The sequence below is a fragment of the Neobacillus sp. SuZ13 genome (assembly GCF_030123365.1).
Taxonomy (GTDB): domain Bacteria; phylum Bacillota; class Bacilli; order Bacillales; family Cytobacillaceae; genus Neobacillus.
Genome location: NZ_CP126107.1, coordinates 902,400 through 923,402 on the forward strand (window position 1 = coordinate 902,400; position 21,003 = coordinate 923,402).

The 21,003-nt window shown below is 41.8% G+C and carries 9 protein-coding genes; 8 read left to right on the forward strand and 1 reads right to left on the reverse strand.

What is annotated here, in order from left to right; translation table 11 throughout:
- The first annotated feature begins 93 nt into the window (after window positions 1-93).
- The 7 genes from QNH17_RS04345 to QNH17_RS04375 all read left to right on the forward strand — a co-directional run bounded on the left by QNH17_RS04345 (window position 94) and on the right by QNH17_RS04375 (window position 15,049).
- Window positions 94-5,460: a GH32 C-terminal domain-containing protein gene (locus tag QNH17_RS04345; RefSeq protein ID WP_283877574.1), complete on the forward strand. Its 5,367-nt coding sequence runs from the start codon at window positions 94-96 to the stop codon at window positions 5,458-5,460.
- Window positions 5,461-5,660: 200 nt separating this feature from the next.
- Window positions 5,661-8,057, forward strand: a complete 2,397-nt coding sequence (locus tag QNH17_RS04350) for a GH32 C-terminal domain-containing protein (RefSeq protein ID WP_283877575.1) — start codon at window positions 5,661-5,663, stop codon at window positions 8,055-8,057.
- Between the two features lie 334 nt (window positions 8,058-8,391).
- The gene (locus QNH17_RS04355; protein ID WP_283877576.1) at window positions 8,392-9,723 is read left to right on the forward strand and encodes a glycoside hydrolase family 68 protein; all 1,332 of its coding nucleotides are present in this window, start codon (window positions 8,392-8,394) and stop codon (window positions 9,721-9,723) included.
- 26 nt (window positions 9,724-9,749) lie between these two features.
- Complete coding sequence (locus QNH17_RS04360) at window positions 9,750-11,090, forward strand: glycoside hydrolase family 68 protein (protein WP_283877577.1); 1,341 nt, start codon at window positions 9,750-9,752, stop codon at window positions 11,088-11,090.
- 169 nt (window positions 11,091-11,259) lie between these two features.
- Complete coding sequence (locus QNH17_RS04365) at window positions 11,260-12,606, forward strand: glycoside hydrolase family 68 protein (protein WP_283877578.1); 1,347 nt, start codon at window positions 11,260-11,262, stop codon at window positions 12,604-12,606.
- 133 nt (window positions 12,607-12,739) lie between these two features.
- A complete protein-coding gene (locus QNH17_RS04370; protein ID WP_283877579.1) occupies window positions 12,740-14,140 on the forward strand; it encodes a sucrose-specific PTS transporter subunit IIBC in 1,401 nt (466 codons plus the stop codon).
- Window positions 14,141-14,188: 48 nt separating this feature from the next.
- The gene (locus QNH17_RS04375; protein ID WP_283877580.1) at window positions 14,189-15,049 is read left to right on the forward strand and encodes a PRD domain-containing protein; all 861 of its coding nucleotides are present in this window, start codon (window positions 14,189-14,191) and stop codon (window positions 15,047-15,049) included.
- Between the two features lie 78 nt (window positions 15,050-15,127).
- Here the strand turns inward: QNH17_RS04375 and QNH17_RS04380 are convergent, their stop codons facing one another.
- Window positions 15,128-19,552 carry a pullulanase X25 domain-containing protein gene (locus QNH17_RS04380; protein ID WP_283877581.1) on the reverse strand — a complete coding sequence of 1,475 codons (4,425 nt, stop codon included), beginning with the start codon at window positions 19,550-19,552 and terminating at the stop codon, window positions 15,128-15,130.
- A 375-nt stretch (window positions 19,553-19,927) separates the two neighbouring features.
- On the opposite strand from QNH17_RS04380, the gene QNH17_RS04385 reads away from it, so the two are divergent.
- A complete protein-coding gene (locus QNH17_RS04385) occupies window positions 19,928-20,995 on the forward strand; it encodes a LacI family DNA-binding transcriptional regulator (protein WP_283877582.1) in 1,068 nt (355 codons plus the stop codon).
- The last annotated feature ends 8 nt before the right edge of the window (window positions 20,996-21,003 follow it).

The window sequence follows — 21,003 nt, forward strand, 5'->3', positions numbered from 1 at the left end:
ATACATATTAGCACCCATTCTTATAAGTTGATTTGTAAGCGCCTTCTAATTGCTTGGATAGTAGTGATAAATAAATGTTGGAGGGGAACAGGGTTGAAGCAAAGATTAAAAAATCAAGGAATATTGGTAGTGGTCATTTTTTCTCTAATCATTTCAATGTTTATGCCCTCTGTTTCTAGTAAAGCCGAAACAGGTGAAACATCGATCTCGTCTGTTGATGGCGAAAATGAACCATATCGGTCCAAATTTCATTTTTCTCCGGAAAAAAACTGGATGAATGATCCCAACGGCATGGTGTATTACGATGGGGAGTATCATGTGTTTTATCAGCATAATCCTACTGAATCAAAGTGGGGACCGATGTATTGGGGACATGCGGTAAGTAAAGACTTGGTCAATTGGGAATACCTGCCGATCGGTCTTTATCCAGATGAAAAAGGTTTTATTTGGTCAGGGAGTGCAGTTGTGGATTGGAACAATACGACTGGATTCGGAAAAGACTCTATACCGCCGATGGTTGCTGTATTTACTCAGGAAAAAGGTGGTCATCAAGTTCAAAGTTTAGCTTACAGCAACGATAAGGGCCGTACTTGGACGAAGTATGATGGCAATCCAATTATCCCTATGCCAGAGGGGATTGATGTTTTCCGGGACCCAAAGGTATTTTGGCATGATGAAACAAAAAAGTGGATTATGGTAATTTCAGCTGGTGATCGTGTTTATTTTTATAACTCACCGGATCTGAAAAGTTGGACGAAAGTAAGTGAATTTGGCAACAATGACGGCTCACATAAGGGAACATGGGAATGCCCGGATTTATTTGCCCTTCCCGTTAATGGAGATCCAACTAAGAAGAAGTGGGTATTGGCTGTCAGCATCAGTGAAGGGGCACCTGCCGGCGGTTCGGGGATGCAGTATTTTATCGGTGATTTTGATGGGAAAACGTTCACCAATGCCAATGAACCGAGTAAAGTCCTCTGGGCCGATTATGGGGCTGATTTTTATGCAGCTGTTTCATGGAGTGATGTCCCTGATGGACGCCGTTTATGGCTCGGGTGGATGAATAATTGGAAATATGGGCAGGACATTCCAACATCCTCATTCAGAGGAACAATGTCTATTCCGCGTGAACTTGCCTTATCAACTGTTGAAGGTGAAGGGATTCGGCTTATCCAAAAACCTGCAGGTGAGTTCGAAAGCCTTAGGGGGAATCCACAAGATATCGAGAATAAAGTGATAACTCCGGGAGAAAATCTGCTTTCGAAGTTAACAGGAGATGCCTTTGAGATTACGGCTGAATTTGAATTAAATTCGACAACGGCCACTGAGTTTGGTTTGAAAGTTCGAAAAGGGGAAAGCGGGGAGACGAAGATTGGTTATGATATTGGCAGTAAAAAAATATTTGTTGACCGTTCCAATGCTGGTGAATCGGGTTTCAGCAGTCAATTTGCCGCAAAACATGAGGCTCCGTTAGCAGCCATTAATCAAACTGTTAAACTCCATCTGATTGTTGACCGGGCATCTGTTGAAGTATTTGGCAATGATGGTCAGGCAGTAATAACTGATCAAATCTTCCCCGATCCTAAAAATCAATCTCTAGAACTTTACACAACCGGCGGGGAAGTACAACTTAAATCATTAATGGTATATGATTTGAACCAGGCTTCTTTTGTTTCAAACATAGACAAAATCGCCGTTGATGGAGGCAGTCTGCAAAATGAGATTGAAAATCCAGATTTTGAGACTGGCAATCTATCAGGATGGACAGAAACAGGATCCGCATTTGATCATCCAGTATCCAATGTTACAAACTTCTGGGGTGGTCCTTTTCAGCAACAAGGAACCTACCATGTTTGGGGATTTGCCGGGGCAGCCAATGATGCAAATGCTGATTTTCGCACGGGTGTAATGAAATCTACTGTATTCAAACTTGGCGGGAATGGAATGATTGATTTCCTTGTTGGCGGGGGTCAGGATATAAATAAGCTATATGTTGCCTTAGTTCGGGCTTCAGATGGAAAAGAGCTTTTTAAAGCAACTGGATCCAATACAGAAGCCTATCGAAGAGTCAGTTGGGATGCATCAGAATATATCGGAGAGGCATTGTATATGAAAGTTGTTGACTATCATTCTGGCGGATTTGGGCACATCAATGTCGATGATTTTCATGTTTTTAATAATGACCCAGTGATGACAGACGATATTCAAAATCCGGATTTTGAGACAGGTGATTTAACAGGATGGACAGTCGTTGAAGGTGATGCCTTCAGTAATCGGGATGTTACAGACGATAAAGATTGGGGTTGGGGTGGTCCGTTTAATCACCATAACCAATACCATCTATGGGGTGCTAAAGATGGCGGAGACGGACAAACGGGAATTTTAAAATCAGCAAACTTTACCCTGGCAGGTAATGGAGAAATTAATTTCCTTATCGGCGGTGGTAATGACATAGACAAATTATATGTGGCCTTAGTCAGGGCCTCAGATGATAAAGAATTAATCAAAGCAACTAATACCAATTGGAAAGAAAGCGAAGCTTATACTCGGGTAAAGTGGGATGCAGCCAATAACTTGGGGGAAAAAGTCTACATCAAAGTGGTGGACCATGCGACAGGTGGATGGGGCCATATTAACGTAGATGACTTTCATGTGAAAAATACCGGCATCATAGCAAACTGGCCATTGGATGAAGGCAGTGGAACCAAAACAAAAGACATTGTTAGAGGAATGGCAGACCCTATTTCCTATGTGTTTACGAAAGCTTTATACAAGCCATCGACCGATCCTTTATGGAGAGATGGGATTCGTAACAAAGCTTTACTGTTCGACGGATATTCTACATGGATTACGAGGTCTTCTGATCAGGTTATAAAGCCAACAGATGCTCTCACAATTGAAGCATGGGTTGCACCAAGATCTTACGAATGGGGCGATCTCGGCCAATTATCAGCGATCGTCAATCAACACAATAAAACGGCAAGTGAAGGTTATATCCTTGGCTTGGGACGGCACGGGAAATGGTCGTTTCAGGCAAGTATTAACGGTGAGTGGAAGGAAGTTTGGGCTGCCGAAAACAAACCTCTTGAAAAAAATAAATGGTCGTATATTGTTGCCACCTTTGATAAGGCTGAACAAAAAATGAAGCTTTATTTAAATGGTGAATTGGTCGGGGAGACGGTCACACCAAAAGGGACTATCACACCATCTTCAAATGATTTATTAATCGGAAAACATAACAGTGCTGCTTTGGTTAATGGAGCTTTCACTGCCAATATGTTTAATGGAATGATGGACGAATTAAAAATGCATAACCTTTCGCTATCAGGGGAAAAAATTAAAGAAAATTATGATTCGTATTTAAGTAGTTTTGAGAATCATAAACTTCCAATACCTGATTTGGCACCAGATCGGAGCAGATATGATGGCGACCGGTACCGGCCGCAATATCATTTTATTGCACCAGAGCATTGGATGAACGAGCCTCATGCACCGATCTACTATAATGGGAAATATCATCTATTCTATCAAAATAATCCCCAAGGCCCATATTGGCATCAAATTCATTGGGGGCATTCTGTAAGTGAGGATATGGTTCATTGGAAGGATGAACCGATAGCTCTTGCACCTGATAGGAACTCCGTTGCGCCTGATGGTGTTTGGTCAGGCGGATCAACTGTTGATGCTAATGGGAATCCGGTGTTATTTTTTACAGCCGGGGATGATAAAAAGGTTCCAAATCAAATGACCGGTCTTGCAACGAGTAAAGATCCCGGGGACCCGGATTTGAAAGAATGGTCCATGTATGAGAAGCCAGTTACGGTTCAAGCGCCCAACCTGCCGGCAAAAGAAGGGGAGGTATGGTATGGGCAATTCCGTGATCCATATGTTTGGAAAGATGGAGATACATGGTACCAGCTCGTTGGTTCCGGTATTAAAGGTGCAGGGGGAACGGCACTTCTTTATACCTCCAAGAACCTGAAAGATTGGGAATACAAAAAGCCACTGATTGTCGGCAATTATAAGCAAAACCCGAAAACAGGCCAGGTTTGGGAGTTGCCAGTGTTCTTGCCATTAGGTAAAGATGCAAAAGGCGTTGAAAAATATGTCTTCTTTTTCAACCCATGGTTTGATGGGTACAGTCCACACAATGTCAAATATGTTTGGTATTGGATTGGAACATGGGATAAAGAAAAATTAGAGTTTGTTCCTGACCACGAGGAACCGAAACAATTTGATTATGGTGAACACTTTACAGGACCAAGCGGAATGGTTGACGAAAAGGGGCGTTCGATTCTCTTTAGTATTGCACAGGACCGCCGGACGGAGCAGCAGCATTACGATGCTGGCTGGGCTCATAATGCAGGGCTGCCGCTTGAGCTTTCATTAACTTCAGAAGGTGGATTAGGGATTAAACCAATTTCCGAATTAGATTCCTTAAGGAAAAAGGAACTTGTTTCAATCAAGAATGAAAATACAGATAAAGCCAATGAATTATTAACAAATGTTAAAGGTGATCTGTTGGAAATTCAACTGGAAATCAATCCAGCCTCTGCAAAACAAGTGGGGCTAAAAGCTAGAAAGTCAGCAAATGGCGAGGAAGAAACATTACTATTCTATGATGTTGAAAAACAATCACTAAACATTGATCGAAACAAATCCAGTCTGGATCCGGATATCCAAAAAGGAATACAGGGTGGAGAGCTTAAGATTGGGAAAGAAAATCTCAAGCTTCATATTTATCTGGACCGGTCAATGATTGAGGCTTATGCAAATGGTGAAAAAAGCATCACATCACGTGTATATCCAACCCTTTCCGATGCACTGGGCCTTGAGTTATGGAGTAGTGGCGGAAAGGCGAAAGTGGTATCGATGAAGGTATGGGAAATGGGTTCCGCATACGGGGAAACGGTTCCTGCCTATTGGCCTGAATCGAATGGCGGCGGAGATCCTATTTCAGAAAGTACAGAATTGCCAAACCATGATTTCCAAACCGGCGATTTAACCGGATGGACTGTTGTAGAAGGGAAAGCTTTTAGCAATGAACACGTTTCCAAGGCAAACGATTGGGGATGGGGCGGACCGTTTAACCAAGCCTCAGACCGAATCGACCCGGAACGACACCATTTATGGGGTTTTAATGGAGAAAAAGGCGGGGATTCATTGACAGGAGTGTTAAAATCGGAGAACTTTGTGTTAGGTGGAAACGGAAAAATCGATTTCCTAATTGGCGGCGGAGCTAATATCGACAGACTTTATCTAGCACTGGTAAGAGCTTCAGACGGCAAAGAGTTAATGAAGGAAACAGGTGGTAACTGGGAAGCCTATCGAAGAGTTAACTGGGATGCTTCGGATTATATTGGCGAAGAGTTATACATCAAAGTTGTAGACTATGAAACTGGCGGATGGGGACATATTAATATTGATGATGTAAATGTACCTGTGGCCATAAAAAGGTAAAATCTTACCTTGATAGATAGAATCAAATAACCTAGAATAATCATGTGAAATTCAATATTGCAGGATTGTGACTGGTTAGAAGGCAAGACCTAAAATGAGTGAAGGACAGAAGATACCTTTGTGTATATGTCCTTACCCATTTTAGGTCTTTTTTTGTTATTAAGGTTGAATACACTGTACCTAGATAAGGAGTTTTTAAGATGAAAAAGAAGAGGATTATATGGATGCGGCTGCTTGTTTTAGCAGTATGCTTCCTGACGATTACAGGAGCTTTAATCAAAAAACAGGTGAACACCAGATTAGAAACAACCAATATCAATCAAAAGAAGGATCAACCTTTAGACCTGGTGCTTAGTAATCGTGCTCTCCATCAGTGGGGATTTGATGAAGGGGATGGTAACGTCACTCGTGATCTTGCTCAATCTGTGTCGTCTGTTATTCATTATGCGTTAACAACAGATCCGGAATGGAAAACCGGCATTAGCGGTAAAGCATTATTATTTGATGGATATTCCAATTGGCTGGAAATTCCTTCGGGAAAGGTTCATAACCCAGCTGGGTCTTTTTCCATTGAAGCATGGGTTGCCCCGAGAGCCTATGAATGGGGCGACAATGGACAGCCCTCCGTGATTATCAATCAACAGGATAAAGGAAATAAACAGGGATTTATGCTCGGAATGGGACGGCATGGATATATCACGTTTCAGCTTGCTTTAAATGGGGAATGGCAGGAAATTTGGTCACCCGAAGGGAAAATTTTGCCGAAGGATCAGTGGTCTTACGTGGTTGCCCAATTTGATAAAGAAACAAATAAAATCTCACTCTATATAAACGGTGAACACATTCAAGAAAAGGATGTGCCTGCTAATAGTGAGTTTACACCGGCCACTCATCTGCCGCTGCTTGTTGGAAAACATAATCAGGCAGCCGCTGTGTCCGATATATTCCAGTCTAATATGTTTAATGGATTAATGGACAATGTTTCCCTATACAGTAAAACATTTAGTCATGAATCGATTAAACGGCACTATGAAAAAGTCCTTAACAGCTGGAACCATAAACTGCCGATACCGGATACGTCATTCGATCGGACGGTTTATAAAGGAGACCGCTACCGCCCGAATTATCATTTTACTGCTCCCCAGCATTGGATGAATGAACCGCATGCACCAATTTATTATAACGGGAAATATCATTTATTTTATCAGTTTAATCCGGCTGGTCCTTTCTGGCATCAGATTCATTGGGGACATGCCACAAGTACAGACATGATTCATTGGGAAGATCGCCCCATTGCGTTAAGTCCAACAGAGGGAACGGCAGCCAGGGATGGAGTGTGGTCCGGTAGTGCAACCTATGACAAAAATGGGGTGCCAGTGCTATTTTTCACAGCGGGGAACGACGAAATGAATCCGAATCAAATGACAGGTATGGCACGGCCAGAAGATGCAACTGATGTCAACTTAAATCATTGGAACATGAATCCAGCCCCTGTAACCGTACAAGCTGAAAATATCGAAACACCAAAAGGAAAGGTGATCTTTGGCCAATTTCGTGATCCATATGTATGGAAAGAGGGAGACAAATGGTACCAGCTTGTCGGCTCGGGGATAAACGAGGCAGGCGGGACCGCTTTACTCTATACCTCAGAAGACCTTGAACACTGGAAGTATGAAAAACCATTGATGATTGGGGATAAAGTGAAATACCCGCGTACGGGAGATGTATGGGAATTGCCATCTTTAGTACCGATTAAAAACAAGGAGACGGGTGAACAAAAATATGTTTTCATGATTAGTCCTTATTTTATGTCCCCCAGCCCTGATGCTGCCCACAATACGTTTTATTGGATTGGGACATGGGACCCAGGAAGGCTGGAATTTATTCCTGACCACGAGGAGCCTAAACTGTTTGATTATGGTGAACATTTTACCGGAGCACAAGGTTTTATAGATGGGCAAGGCCGCACCATTGTAACAAGCATTTTGCAAGACAGACGTTCGGAAAGGGAAAAATACCAATCAGGGTGGGCACATGGGGCCGGCCTGCCTCTTGAAATCTATTTAAATGATGAGCATGATCTTGGAATCCGTCCGATTGAAGAGGTTCAGTCACTTCGAAGCAAAGAACTGATATCCGTTGAAAATGTATCAATGGCGGAAGCCAATAAACAGCTTCGAAAAATCCAAAGCAATCAATTTGAAATCGAGTTGGAAATCGATGTTTCCAATACGAAAGCTACCGGGTTAAAACTATTAAAAGCCCCAAATGAACAGGAAGAAACGACTGTTTTTTATGATAAGGAACGGAAAACCATTCAGCTTGACCGTCAGCGGTCAAGTATAAATCCTGATATTGAAAAGGGGATTCAAGGAGGGGCACTAAACCTTCCAGACCATATCTTAAGGGCACACCTATTTGTTGATAAATCGATTGTGGAAGCATACTTCAATAATGAAAAAAGCATTTCTTCCCGTGTTTTTCCATCCTTGGACCAATCAAAAGGACTTGAAGTATTTGGAGTGGATGGAGAGCCGTTTGTCCGCTCGATGAAGGCATGGAGTATGAATACGGCACTCGAAGGAGAGAAAGATTAGCCCTGCTGTATTACTTGTTCTAATGAGTTTTGAATCAGCACATATGAAAATATAACTAGTAAATCCAGATGGAATTAAGAGTAAATTATCCTATTGTAGGAAATTGTCGAACAGAATATAATGTTCCCTGTAAACAAAATTATGCGGGATTGTGACTGGTAAAGCAGGCAAGACCTAAAGTGTATGAAGGGCGAAGTGTACCTTTTTTGGTAGACATCTCCTTGTACATTTTAGGTCTTTTTTTGTTCTCTTAAAGAAGATTTTAACTAGATTGACAAGTCGAAAAATTCTTAAAAGGCACAGTTAACCGCGGAAAATGGAGGAATATGGGGAAATGGAAAGAAAAAATCGAAAAAAATCGAAATTAAAAAAACTGGTATTGACAGCCGTTGTTGCTGCCAATTGCCTGGCGGTAACACCTGCATTTGCAGCGGAATTAAGTTCAGACTACACATCGATCTGGTCTCGTCAGCAAGCAGAAAAAGTAAGTCCTACTGATAAAACAACAGCGCCGAAAATTGATCTTGATTTTGATCTAGTAGCACCGGATCAATGGGTATGGGATACATGGCCGCTGCAAAACAGAGACGGTTCAATGGCGATTGTAAATGGCTACCGAGTGGCTTTTGCATTAGTCGCGCCGCGTTCATTAGGATGGGGTGAACGCCATACGGAAGCAAGAATTGGCATGTTCTACTCAAAAAACGGCAAGGATTGGACATATGCAGGAATCCCTTACGACTATAATAAAGCCCTTGGTCATATGCAATGGGCTGGTACAGCGATGCTTGATGACAATGGAAAAGTGCATTTATTCTATACAGCAACGGGTGAAAAGGATAATTGGGATAATAATGGATGGGATAAAAGAGCCGTACAGCGGATTGCCAAAACAACCTTTGATATTCATACCGATAAAAACGGAGTTCATCTGACCAATGAAGGAAAACATCAAGTTATTCTAGAAGCAGATGGAAAATATTACGAAACTCTTGCACAAGCAAATAGTCCAATCATTACGGCATTCCGTGATCCATTCTTCTTCCAGGATCCGAATACAGGCAAAGAATATATTATCTTTGAAGGACAAGCTGGAAGCGATAGGGACTTTCTCAAACCGGAAAATATCGGTGATGAAGAATACCGTAAAACCCATTCCGTTCCTCAAGGTGCCGAATTGTATAACGGTAATATCGGGATTGCCGAAGTACTTGATAAGGACGTAACCAAATTGAAGCTTCTCCCTCCTTTGCTTGAGTCGGTTGGAACCAATCATCAGATGGAACGTCCGCACGTTGTCGTAAATGGAGACGATTATTATCTATTTACAATCAGCCATACATTTACGTATGCTCCTGGCTTGACTGGTCCTGATGGTGTCTATGGATTTGTTGGCAAAGGACTGTTCGGCGTCCATAAACCAATGAACGAAAGTGGCCTTGTTATTGCGAATCCGAAGGAAAACCCTTATCAAGCTTATTCTTGGATGGTCCTTCCAGACCAACAGGTAATCAGTTTCATTAACGAGCCGAAGGATGAGAATGGAAATGTGAAATTTGGCGGTACATTCGCTCCTACTCTAAAATTGAAGCTGAATGGTGATAAATCTGAAGTTGTAAAAGAAGGTAAAGCCGGCGAAATAAAACCATTCGGGGCAAATCGATAATAATAACTGGAAGAGGAGAAAGCAGGATGACCATTATAAGTAAGAAAGCCGTATCTGCCATCGTGCTAGCAGCTAGTGTTGTTGCCTCAAGTTTTTCCGGACTTAATGTAAAAGCGGAAGAAGCGGGGCCAACGACAAATTGGACACGGGAACAGGTGTCAAAAATCAAACTGAATCAAGATAATACCTTGCCTTATACGGATATAAGCAAGCTGGATAAATTGGCACCAGGTTATCACATTTGGGACACATGGCCTCTGTTGGACCGCGATGGAAATATCGCTTCCGTAAAAGGCTGGAAAGTGATTTTTGCCCTATCTGCTCCAAGTAATGTGCTGCCTGGAAAGGTGCATGACATTGCAACCATCCGCTATTTTTACTCGAAAAATGGCAAGGATTGGACCCTTGGGGGGACACTTTTTCCAGAAGGAGCATCATTGGGTTCTCGTGAATGGGCTGGATCTGCCATGATGGATAATGGGAAAATTCACGCGTTCTATACAGCAACCGGGCATAGAGGTGAAGAGCGCTTGACATTTGAGCAACGCATTGCAGAGGCAACCGGAGATATAATTGCGGATAGCGATGGAGTTCATTTTGCAAATTGGGGTAAACACAAAATTATTTTAGAGCCGGATGGCAAATATTATCAGACAAAGGAACAAGCTCAGCAAGGTGAAGGCGGCGGCTACGCTTTCCGTGATCCGATGTGGTTTAAAGACCCGAAAACTGGAAAAGAATATATTTTATTTGAAGGAAATTCAGGCGGCACCGTGGGAAATCGCACATTTAAACAAGAGTTTGCCGGAAGTTCCGAATATACCAGCAAGAACCCTGTCCCAGCAGGAGCTGTTCATGCAAATGGGAACATTGGTATCGCCGAGGTAGTTGATGGTAATCCTTCCAATCTTAAAATGCTGCCGCCACTGTTGGAAGCAAATTATGTAAACGAAGAATTGGAACGACCGCATATTGTGGTAAAGGATAAAAAATATTATCTATTTACGGACAGCCATATCAATAAATATGCTGAGGGGCTGCAAGGACCTGAAGGGATGTACGGGTTTGTTTCCGATACCTTGATTGGCGGGTATAAGCCGCTGAATGAAAGTGGTTTGGTTTTAGCTAATCCTCCGGGAAATCCGTACCAAGCGTATTCATGGCTTGTCCTTCCTAATTTGAATGTCGTAGGTTTTGCTCATTTTGGCGATTTAGGCGACATGTCAATTGGTGATGTTGGGAATCAATCACCAGAATTCCAATTTAGCCATTTTGGAGGCACGTTGGCTCCTACGATACAGCTATCAATCAAAGGTGATGCAACAAAAATCGCAAAAGAGTTATCACCTGGCTGGATAAAACAATAAGGAAATGATTTGAACGGTTCCCGCGCTCCAATCGCTCGCTCACTAAGAGACCGTATAAGCGCTTGTGGAACCGGTTCCTGAGCTCTTATCGGTCTCTTAAAATTTATGGTTAATCAACAAAGTTTTTAACAAAGCCAAAAGTAAGAAGGTATTTGGGGGAACACTTTTCATGAAATGGAACAAAGTTAAAAAAAGCAAATCTATCATAGCAGCTATTATCGGACTTTTTATTATCTTCATACCCATTGTTGGTTCAACCGTTTCTGCCCAAGAAAATGCAGATACATTCAACTGGACCAGAGAAAATGTTAGCAATCTAACAATCAATGATAAAAATACAGCCCCGACATTTAATAAAGATGAGCTTGTTAAACTTTCATCAGACTATTATATTTGGGATGCATGGCCATTGCAGGATTTAAACGGTCATCCCGCTGTAGTAAATGGTTTTAAAATTATTTTCGCCCTATCGGTACAGAAGGATGTCCTTCCTGGAGAACGCCATGATCTAGCTCAAATTCACTATTTCTATTCAAATGACGGAAAGAGCTGGGAGTCTGGCGGCCCCGTTTTTAAAGCAGGAGAAGCATTGGGGTCCAGGCAATGGGCTGGCAGTTCCATCGTTAATAAAGATGGGAAATTGCAAATCTTTTACACAGCAACGGGGCAAAAAAATGAAGCCGGGCTAAGCTATGATCAGCGGCTGGCAACTGCAACGGCTGATGTTCGTACAACGAACACAGGTGTGTCCTTTAAGAATTGGTCCAAACATCAAATAATTCTTGAGGCCGATGGGAAATACTATCAAACAAAGGAACAAACAGGGAATGAAGAATCTTCCTATGCATTCCGCGATCCGTATTTTTTCCAGGATCCAAAAACTGGGGAGCAATATCTGTTATTTGAAGCAAACACTGCAGGAAAGCTTGCAGACCGTCCATATAATAATGAATTTATTGGTTCGGAGGAATTCCGTCAGAACCATGTAACCCCTGAAAGTTCAAAAGCTTTTAATGGAAGTATTGGTATTGCCAAAGCAACCAATAAGGATTTATCCAAATTTGAATTGCTGCCGCCTTTATTAGAAGCAAATTATGTGAATGACGAACTGGAGCGGCCAAGTGTAATAGTAAAAGGAAACAGCTACTATCTTTTTGCAAAAACACACACGGAGAAATTTGCATCCGGTCTTGACGCACCGGAAGGATTATATGGATTTACTTCAGACTCTCTTCTTGGAGGCTATCAACCGTTAAATGATAGTGGGCTTGTCATTGCAAATCCTACGGATAATCCGTATCAAGCGTATTCTTGGATGGTAATGCCAAATGGCACTGTCACAAGTTTTGTGAATTATGTTAATGTGGACGGTAAAGATATGGATGAGGTTGGCGAGCAATCATCGGAGTATCAAATGGAGCATTTCGGTGGAATGCTGGCACCGTCTTTAAAAATATCGATCACACGTGATGAAACCAAGGTTCTTCATGAAAAGCAGCAAGGGGTTTTTAAATAAGATACAGTTGTGGCGTTCAGTTTTCTGCTGAACGCCACTGTGCATTATGAAAACATTTGTCATTATTTACCTGAAAGGCAATCTACTTCATGATGTGAAACATACAATTCAATTCATAAATTCAAGGTGGAAGATGAACATTCAAGACGAGCGGAAAGAAGCAAATGATTTTGTGCAAGAATTAATACCGCTATTAGGCGGGAAAGAAAATATTATGAATATGACCCATTGCACGACTCGTTTGCGTTTTGAACTTTTAGATGAAAGCAAGGTTAATAAAGTTGGAATCGATAAACTGAACGGTGTATATGGAACCTTTTCCCGAATGGGACTTTTCCAAATTATTTTAGGTCCCGGGCTTGTCAATAAAGTTTACAGGGCCTTAATTGAAACAAAACTGACTCCTGTTAGCGGAATCTCTCCTGCAGAACCGCCAAAGGTGAGAATGAATCCTTTTATTGGATTTGCGAGGACCTTATCCAATATTTTTGTTCCGATTATTCCAGCTATTGTTGCCAGTGGTTTACTAATGGGACTGATCGGAATGATCAAGGTGTTTCAGTGGGCACCGCCTGAAAGCTCATTAATGCGAATGCTTGATATCTTTTCAAGTGCCGCCTTTATTATTTTGCCGATATTGATTGGTTTTAGTGCTGCCAAGGAATTTGGTGGCAATCCTATCCTGGGTGCAGTGATAGGCGGGATATTAACTCACCCTTCGCTATTAAATCCTGCCGAGCTTGGATATAAAGTACCGGAATATATCGAGGTCCTGGGAGTTGATATTCCTTTAATAGGGTATCAGGGAACAGTGATACCAATCTTACTTTCTGTCTTTTTTATGAGTAAGCTCGAAGTGCGCCTGAGGAAAATAATACCGAGTTCATTGGATTTGTTCTTAATCCCATTTCTATTGATTATTTCGATTGGTTTTATCTCACTTTTAATTATTGGCCCGATCTCATTATTCATCGGTGACATGATGACCAATACGTTTGAGCTTATTTATAAATCTGGGGGAGTTATAGCCGGATTTTTATTTGGCGGCTGTTATTCTCTCATTGTGGTAACGGGGCTGCATCATACTTTACATGCAGTTGAAATGGAATTGCTTGCAAATCCAAAGATAGGTGTTAACTTTTTGTTGCCAATCTGGTCCATGGCCAACATGGCCCAAGGAGGAGCGGGGTTAGCCGTATTTTTTAAAACAAAGAATGAGAGACTGAAAAAAATTGCTATCCCTTCAGCTTTCTCAGCATTTTTAGGCATTATTGAGCCGGTTATGTTTGGGATGAATATCAGATTGTTCCGACCATTTATAGGTGCAGCCATAGGCGGTGCTTTTGGAGGGGCGTATGTAGTTCTTACTCATGTAGTAGCAAACTCTTATGGCTTAACAGGAATTCCCATGATCGCTATTGTAGCCCCAATAGGGATTTCGAATTTAATGCATTACCTTATTGGTCTTGGAATCTCTGTCGTAGCCGCGTTCATAGCCACTTTCATTCTGTGGGTGAAGGAAGAAACCGAGTAGTCTTGATTTTTCAGTTAATGCAAGAGCAAAAGAGGGAAGGTGAAAGAAATGAGAATTAAAAAAATCCTAAATAATAGTGCGGTTGTAGTGAAAGACATCGACGGAGAAAAGATCGTGATGGGCGAAGGAATAGGATTCCAGAAACGAAAGAATGATCCTGTAAATCAAGCTAAAATTGATAAAGTGTTTGTTATGAGGGATGCAAATGAGCATAAAAAATTCGAAGAAATACTGCAATTATTGCCAGAGGAACATATACAACTAGCAGAAGAGATTATCTCTTATGCGGAAAGGGAATTGGGCGTTACGGTAAATGAACATATCCATGTCGCTTTTTCGGATCACCTATCGTTTGCCATTGAGCGATTAACAAATGGCATTGCCATTAAAAATGCCCTGCTGGAGCAAATTAAAATTCTTTATGTAAAGGAATTTCAAATCGGACTTTGGGCAAAGGAGTTAATAAAAGAGAAACTCGGAGTAGAAATTCCTGAAGATGAAGTAGGCAATATTGCGATGCATATTCATACGGCCAGGATGAATAGAGGAGATATGCAGGAAACGATAGACATTACTACAACGATTCAGGAAATTACGAGAATCATTGAAAGTTGTTTAAATATCAATATTGTGGAAGATACGATGTCCTATGAACGATTAATTACTCATTTGCGCTTTTCGCTCAAAAGCCTATTAGCAAATGGGACGAACCATGACTATGATGAAAAAATGGCTTCGATGATCAAGGAAAATTTTAAAGTGACATATGCCTGTGCACAAGAGGTTGGCCAATTTTTGGAAGGGAAATACCGGATAAAATATCCTGATGCAGAGTTAATGTATATTTCCATGCATATTCAAAGATTCTATAATCGAGCTTTATGCGGAAACAACAGATGTGAAAGCTGATGTCAATACCAAGTCGCTTTTCTTAACTTTCAGCAAAAAAGGTCTGCCATGATCCCGGCAGACCTTTTCGATGACCGCTTACTTGGTCTCGCTTATCGTTTTTGTTAGGACATCGATGACATAGTTCTTTGTATTCTTGCTGATGGAACCGCCGTCCCCTTTAAAGATGTTGGACTTGGTTGTATCATTTGGTTCAATGTGAACAGGTACTTGTGTCTGACCTGCTTGAAGGGTAAAGGATTGAGAGAAATTCATATCATTTCCGACTGTCACTTTTTCCCCATTGATAGTGAGGTCAGCTCCCTTAATTGCATTCCCCTTTATAGTCATAGTTGATCCATTGACATCGATTTGGCTGACTGCCAGCGGCATATCAATCCAGCGCAGAATGGTATCTTGTACAACCATTTTGTTGTTCCCTTGGTTGGTGACCACAATTTTCATATCGGTTCCTGGGGCACCATAGCCGTAGTTACTGATATCGTCATCCGAATGATCGGATGGCGTATGATCTGCTAACCCTTCATGATCCCAAGTATTATCCCTCGTATATTTATACGTAAGCTCAGTTCCTTCTTCAAGCTCCACTGTGTATTCCCAATCAGGCGTCACAGCGCCATTACGGCTCATAGTCCAGGCGCTAGTATTCCAACCATTCAAGCTGCCTGGTATATTGACCTGCGCTGCTAGAGCTGTATAATCCGGTGCATGGACCTTAAAGGTTACTTGTACCATAACAATTTCAGGGGTTACACTTACCTTGTTAGATTCTACGTGATTTCCAGCCTGGTCATAGACACGCACTTGATATTGGTAGGCAGTTCCATTTGCCACCTGATAATCACGGAAGGTGGCGGCGCTGCCGTCCAATGTTGAAAGAATTTGGCCGTCACGGTAAATGACCGTTTTAAAAGGCTGATCCGGCTGCGTGAGTTTCCAGTTCAAGTTGACCTGACCGGATTCCTTGATCGGAGTATCCAAAGTAACATTATTAGCAGGCGGGGTAGTGTCAGACGTGCTGTGTGAAAAGGTCACTTCACCAGTAATTGAGTAAACCCATGTATTCCCTAAATCCGGCGTAAAGGCCATTCGGTATTCATATGTTCCCGCCTCATACGCTGTAAAGCCTCCCTGAAACTCATTTGCTTGGTCTCCCTGAGCCTGGCCATTATACAAGGCTTGGTAAGATGTCCAATCGGTTTGGCCTTTCATTCTTACTTGAAGCTCAGCCGTAATTCCTTCTGCTGCACCAGTTTCAGTCGCACCTGCCAGGTAAAAAGCTGCTTTAACATTGGAGGCCTGTGCCAGATTCAATTCCCCGTTGTCTAAAGTTGTCAGTTCCTTAATACTAGCCTTTGAAGCATCGTAATGAGGCACAAGGCCGGATGAGGCAGCTGGTACAGATTCATTCCCACTTTCATTTACGGCCGTAACAGTAAAATAGTAGGTACGACCATTATTTAAATCGGAAATGTTCACAGATGTACCTGTTGTTTCCTTCACTTTTGTCCATAATCCACCTGAAACAGTAGATTGATAGACATTGTATTTTGTACCTGTTCCTGTCCAGCTTAAAGTAACCTCCTTAGAACCAGCTGTGCCGGTAACATCTTTAACAGGCTGTGGTTGTTTAACATCATTAACCGTTATTAACATTCTTCCGGACTCTTCTGGAACTGTTAATGACAGCTTGCCATCCTTCGTTGTAGTCACATATTTAGGGTCCAATTGGTCCACAAAACGAAGACCATTCGCGAGTAGCACTTTTGTATCGATATCAACCGTTTGTGTGGTTTTCCCTCGGTTAATAATGACAAGGCCAGATTTTGTTTCTTTTGTCCGGACATAGGCTAACACATCACCCTTTGCGTATAAATGGTGCAGATCGCCATGAGCGAATAGGTCAGCATTTTCATTACGGATTTGACCAATCTTTTGATAGTGTGCAATGAGGTCTTTGTTTTCGTTCCCCCACGGATATGTGCGTCGGTCATCTGGGTCTTTGGATCCTGTTTGACCCGCTTCATCTCCGTAATAAATGGTTGGTGCTCCAGGGTAACCCATTTGCAGGATAGAAGCCAGCTTCAATCGCTTCACACCTTCATCGTATTTGTAGTTCGGATCTTGTTCCGCTCTGAAATACGTATCCGTTCCATTGCCTAACAGGAAGATTGCCCGAGCTGTATCATGGGAACCCATCAGGTTCATGAGGGCATAAAAAGCTTCCTTTGGATAGTCCTCTTGTATAGCGAGAAGTGTGCTTTGTGCATTAGCGGCATTACCGTTCTTTAAGTAATCCAAAATGGCTCCGCGGAAACGATAGTTCATGACTGAGTCATATTGATCCCCTAAGAAGTACTTGGATGCATCATCCCAAATTTCACCTAGAATAAGTGGCTCTTCTTCTTTTTGAAGTGTTTTTCCGGCTCCTATCATAGTCTTGGACTTCATTTGCTTGCGGAATTCCTGCCAGAAGGAACTGTCCACTTCATTAGCTACATCCAGGCGCCAGCCAGATGAACCTCGATTAATCCAAGTTTTTCCTACTGAGTCCTTGTCATAAAAAATATAATTTGCCAATTCTGTGTTGTTAAGTTCACTTGGATGGTTAACCTTTGTGCCATTAACGGATTCGAATACAGGAAGACTGTCGTATCCCCACCAGCCTTCATACTTATAATGCTCACCCGTCGAAACACCGTTGACTTTTTCATTTGGAACTTTAACATTTTCAATATGGAACCAGTTTTCAAATCCGTATGGGCTAAAGGTTTGTCCTTCAGCCATGAGTTGCTGTTTGGCCTTATCCTTAGCTGCAGTTTCAGACAATTTTTCGTCATTCATTAAATCGTAAATACGAGACCAGTATTCATAGGCACCCACTGTTTTATATTTGTGGTAGCGGTCAAAATAGATGGAATCATCAGCCACATGATTAAATACCCCGTCCAAAATCAGGTGCATGTTCCGTTTAGACAATTCCTTGGCAAAATCCTCGAATTCTTTTTCCGAGCCAAACATCGGATCCACCTGTTTATAGTCTGTTGCATCATATTTATGGTTGGACGGTGCAAGTGCAATTGGGTTTAAATATAGGGTATTGACGCCAAGTGATTGAAGGTAATCAAGCTTTGCCTTAATACCAGCAATGTCGCCGCCAAAGAAGTCGTTTGTAAATTCTCCGTCCCCTGTGTAGGAGCCAGTGCCTTGTTCATATGGATTATCAGGCAAGGATGACCAGGAGTCGGGATGTTCTATTGGCTGGCTGCCTCGGGCTCCAATCTGATCCTTTACATGGTCATTTGCTTTGTTGCCGTTATAAAAACGATCAGGATAGATTTGATAAACAACAGCTTCCTTCATCCAATCCGGTGTTTGATAGCCCGGGTCGAAAACGGTCAATTGGAAGAGACCTGCATTTTTATCCTCCGCTTTACCGGTATGCCCATCCTGTGTGTCTCCTCCGTATTCCACTGTTGTATCCTGATCCCCGGCAATGAATTTATAGCCGTGAACTCCTTTGTCAGACGGTGTAAAGGTGGCTTCCCAGAACTCAATGGCACCTTTGTCCTTGGTGTCTGTCCAGCCTGCATTTTTCATTGAAAGCACCTTTGTTGTGCCTGTATTATAGTTTTTCACATACAGGCTGGCTCTTGTTAGGTCACCCTTTTTAGCCGATACCCGTAATGTGACGGGTTTCCCTGCAGGAATTGCCCCAAACGGCGTCCGGTATACTGGGTCCCATGAATCATGATAAAGAGCATTCTTATCTATCATGCCATCAAATCCAATTGGTTTATAATCTGAATAAACTTCTTTTGTTTGGTTGTTATAGAAAAATGTGATTGTCGTATCAGAGAGGACATTCAGCTTCTCATTTGAAGCAGGGTGGGATTCCGTCCAGTCCTTGCCCAATACAATCTTGTATTCGTAGCTGCCTCTAGGTACCTTTGCAGTAAAGGAATAGATGTTGTCAAAATGGGTGTCCTCCATTAACGCTGTTGAGTCTGCCGGACTCCAGGTAGACCCTGCCTTAATGGCAGGTTGAATGCTTCCAACTAAACGAGGCATCTTGTCTTCTGCCAAAAGTGTATAATGGGTACTATCAGCAATAGCATGGGTATTGTCATTGTAATAGAAGGTGACTTCTTTTTGTTCGGTCAGAGTTAGTTTAATGTTGTTTCCGCCAGGCGCGCCGCCGTCTCCGTAATTTTCATTCCAGCTTCCTCCAATGGCGATTTTGTACTCATATGCTCCTGCCGGCAGTGTGCCGGTAAAGCTATACAAACCATTTCCTTGGTAAGCCATTTGCGTTTTGGAAGAGGATGGATCCCAATCTCCTGAATTCCCTAAAACTGACTGCAGACTGCCAACAAGTACAACCTGCTTTGGTTCTGTTTCTGCCGCTTTGGCCGTTTGACTTGTCACAAGTCCAGAAAATAATTGAAGAATTAGTCCAACTACTGTAACAAGTGACAGAAGTGATTTCTGCTTTCTCTTCATAAAAAATCTCCTTTCCCGTACTCTATTAATCTAGGAAACCGTTTGCATGAAATTGCACAAAAAATCGTATGAAGATGCTAAGGAGGCTGTTGTATAGTGCAAACGTTTGCGCAATCGTTTTCAAAATTAATTATATCTATTTCTCAGCGCAATTCAATAGAAAATCAGAAATAAAATCTAAATTTTCTGATATATTGTTATTGAAATCGAGAGGTCCTTTATTTTTTAGCTGTATAACTGATTATAAAGCCGTTATAATAAAGAGTGGATTGTGCAACCGTTTTCGTAAATATTGGAGTATGCAAACTAATCGTTTCTATTATTTTAAAATTAGTAGTAAGAATCAATGAACTTCGAATGAGAGGGGAGAAGAAAATGGCTGTTACCATTAAGGATGTGGCAAAGCTTGCAGATGTTGCCCCATCAACTGTTTCAAGAGTAATTGCCAATAATTCGCGAATCAGTGAAGCGACAAAACGAAAAGTTAAAAAAGCAATGGAGCAGCTAGGGTATCATCCTAACCAAAATGCCAGAAGCCTTGCCATTCAATCTACCCAAACAATCGGGCTTGTCATGCCAAGCTCTGGTGATGTGGTGTTTCAGAATCCTTTTTTTTCAATGGTGTTACAGGGAATCAGTGAAAGTGCCCATAATAAAAAATATGCCATGCATATGACGACTGGAAAATCAGACGAGGAAATATTTGAAGCAGTCATCCACATGGTTCAGGGAAAACGAGTAGATGGGATGATTCTTCTTAATTCCAAGGTGGAGGATAAAGCCATTTCGTTTTTAAGAGAAAGGGATTTTCCTTTTGTTGTTATTGGAAAGCCTTCTAAAGATGCAGAAGAAATTACACATGTTGATAATGATAATGTTCGTGCAATGAGAGAGGCTACTGAATACTTAATTGACCATGGACATCGGAAAATAGCTTTTATTGGCGGAAGTCTAGAGCTAATGGTTACAGTTGACCGTTTGAATGGGTATAAGCAGGCTTTAAAAAAGGCAAACATTCCTATAAAAACTGAATATATCCTTCATGAAGAATTCCTTCGGGAAGGAGGTCAAGAAGCGGTGAGTGAATTAATGGCGCTTGAACAACGCCCCACTTCGCTCGCAGTGGTTGACGACTTAATGGCACTAGGTGTACTGAGCACATTAGATGAGCTGGGAATCAGGGTTCCGGAAGAAATCTCTGTCGTTAGCTTTAATAATGTCCTTTTATCAGAAATGTCAAAACCACCCTTAACTTCCATTGATATTAATATTTTTGAACTAGGATATCAAGCATCCAGGAGTTTAATTCAAAAAATTGAAAATAGAACAGAACCGACCAAGCGCATTATCATTCCACATAAATTGGTTGAACGTCAATCATGCAGTCACCAAATTCCTATAACAATAGATGAACAAAATGCAGATGGTAACGAGAATCTATAAAAGATTCC

What these genes read in the sequence shown, in the direction of transcription:
- QNH17_RS04355 (WP_283877576.1), top strand. Translation starts at nt 8,392, where the DNA reads ATGGAAAGAAAAAATCGAAAAAAATCGAAATTAAAAAAACTGGTATTG.
- QNH17_RS04375 (WP_283877580.1), top strand. Translation starts at nt 14,189, where the DNA reads ATGAGAATTAAAAAAATCCTAAATAATAGTGCGGTTGTAGTGAAAGAC.
- QNH17_RS04385 (WP_283877582.1), top strand. Translation starts at nt 19,928, where the DNA reads ATGGCTGTTACCATTAAGGATGTGGCAAAGCTTGCAGATGTTGCCCCA.
- QNH17_RS04380 (WP_283877581.1), bottom strand. Translation starts at nt 19,552, where the DNA reads ATGAAGAGAAAGCAGAAATCACTTCTGTCACTTGTTACAGTAGTTGGA.
- QNH17_RS04365 (WP_283877578.1), top strand. Translation starts at nt 11,260, where the DNA reads ATGAAATGGAACAAAGTTAAAAAAAGCAAATCTATCATAGCAGCTATT.
- QNH17_RS04360 (WP_283877577.1), top strand. Translation starts at nt 9,750, where the DNA reads ATGACCATTATAAGTAAGAAAGCCGTATCTGCCATCGTGCTAGCAGCT.
- QNH17_RS04370 (WP_283877579.1), top strand. Translation starts at nt 12,740, where the DNA reads ATGAACATTCAAGACGAGCGGAAAGAAGCAAATGATTTTGTGCAAGAA.
- QNH17_RS04350 (WP_283877575.1), top strand. Translation starts at nt 5,661, where the DNA reads ATGAAAAAGAAGAGGATTATATGGATGCGGCTGCTTGTTTTAGCAGTA.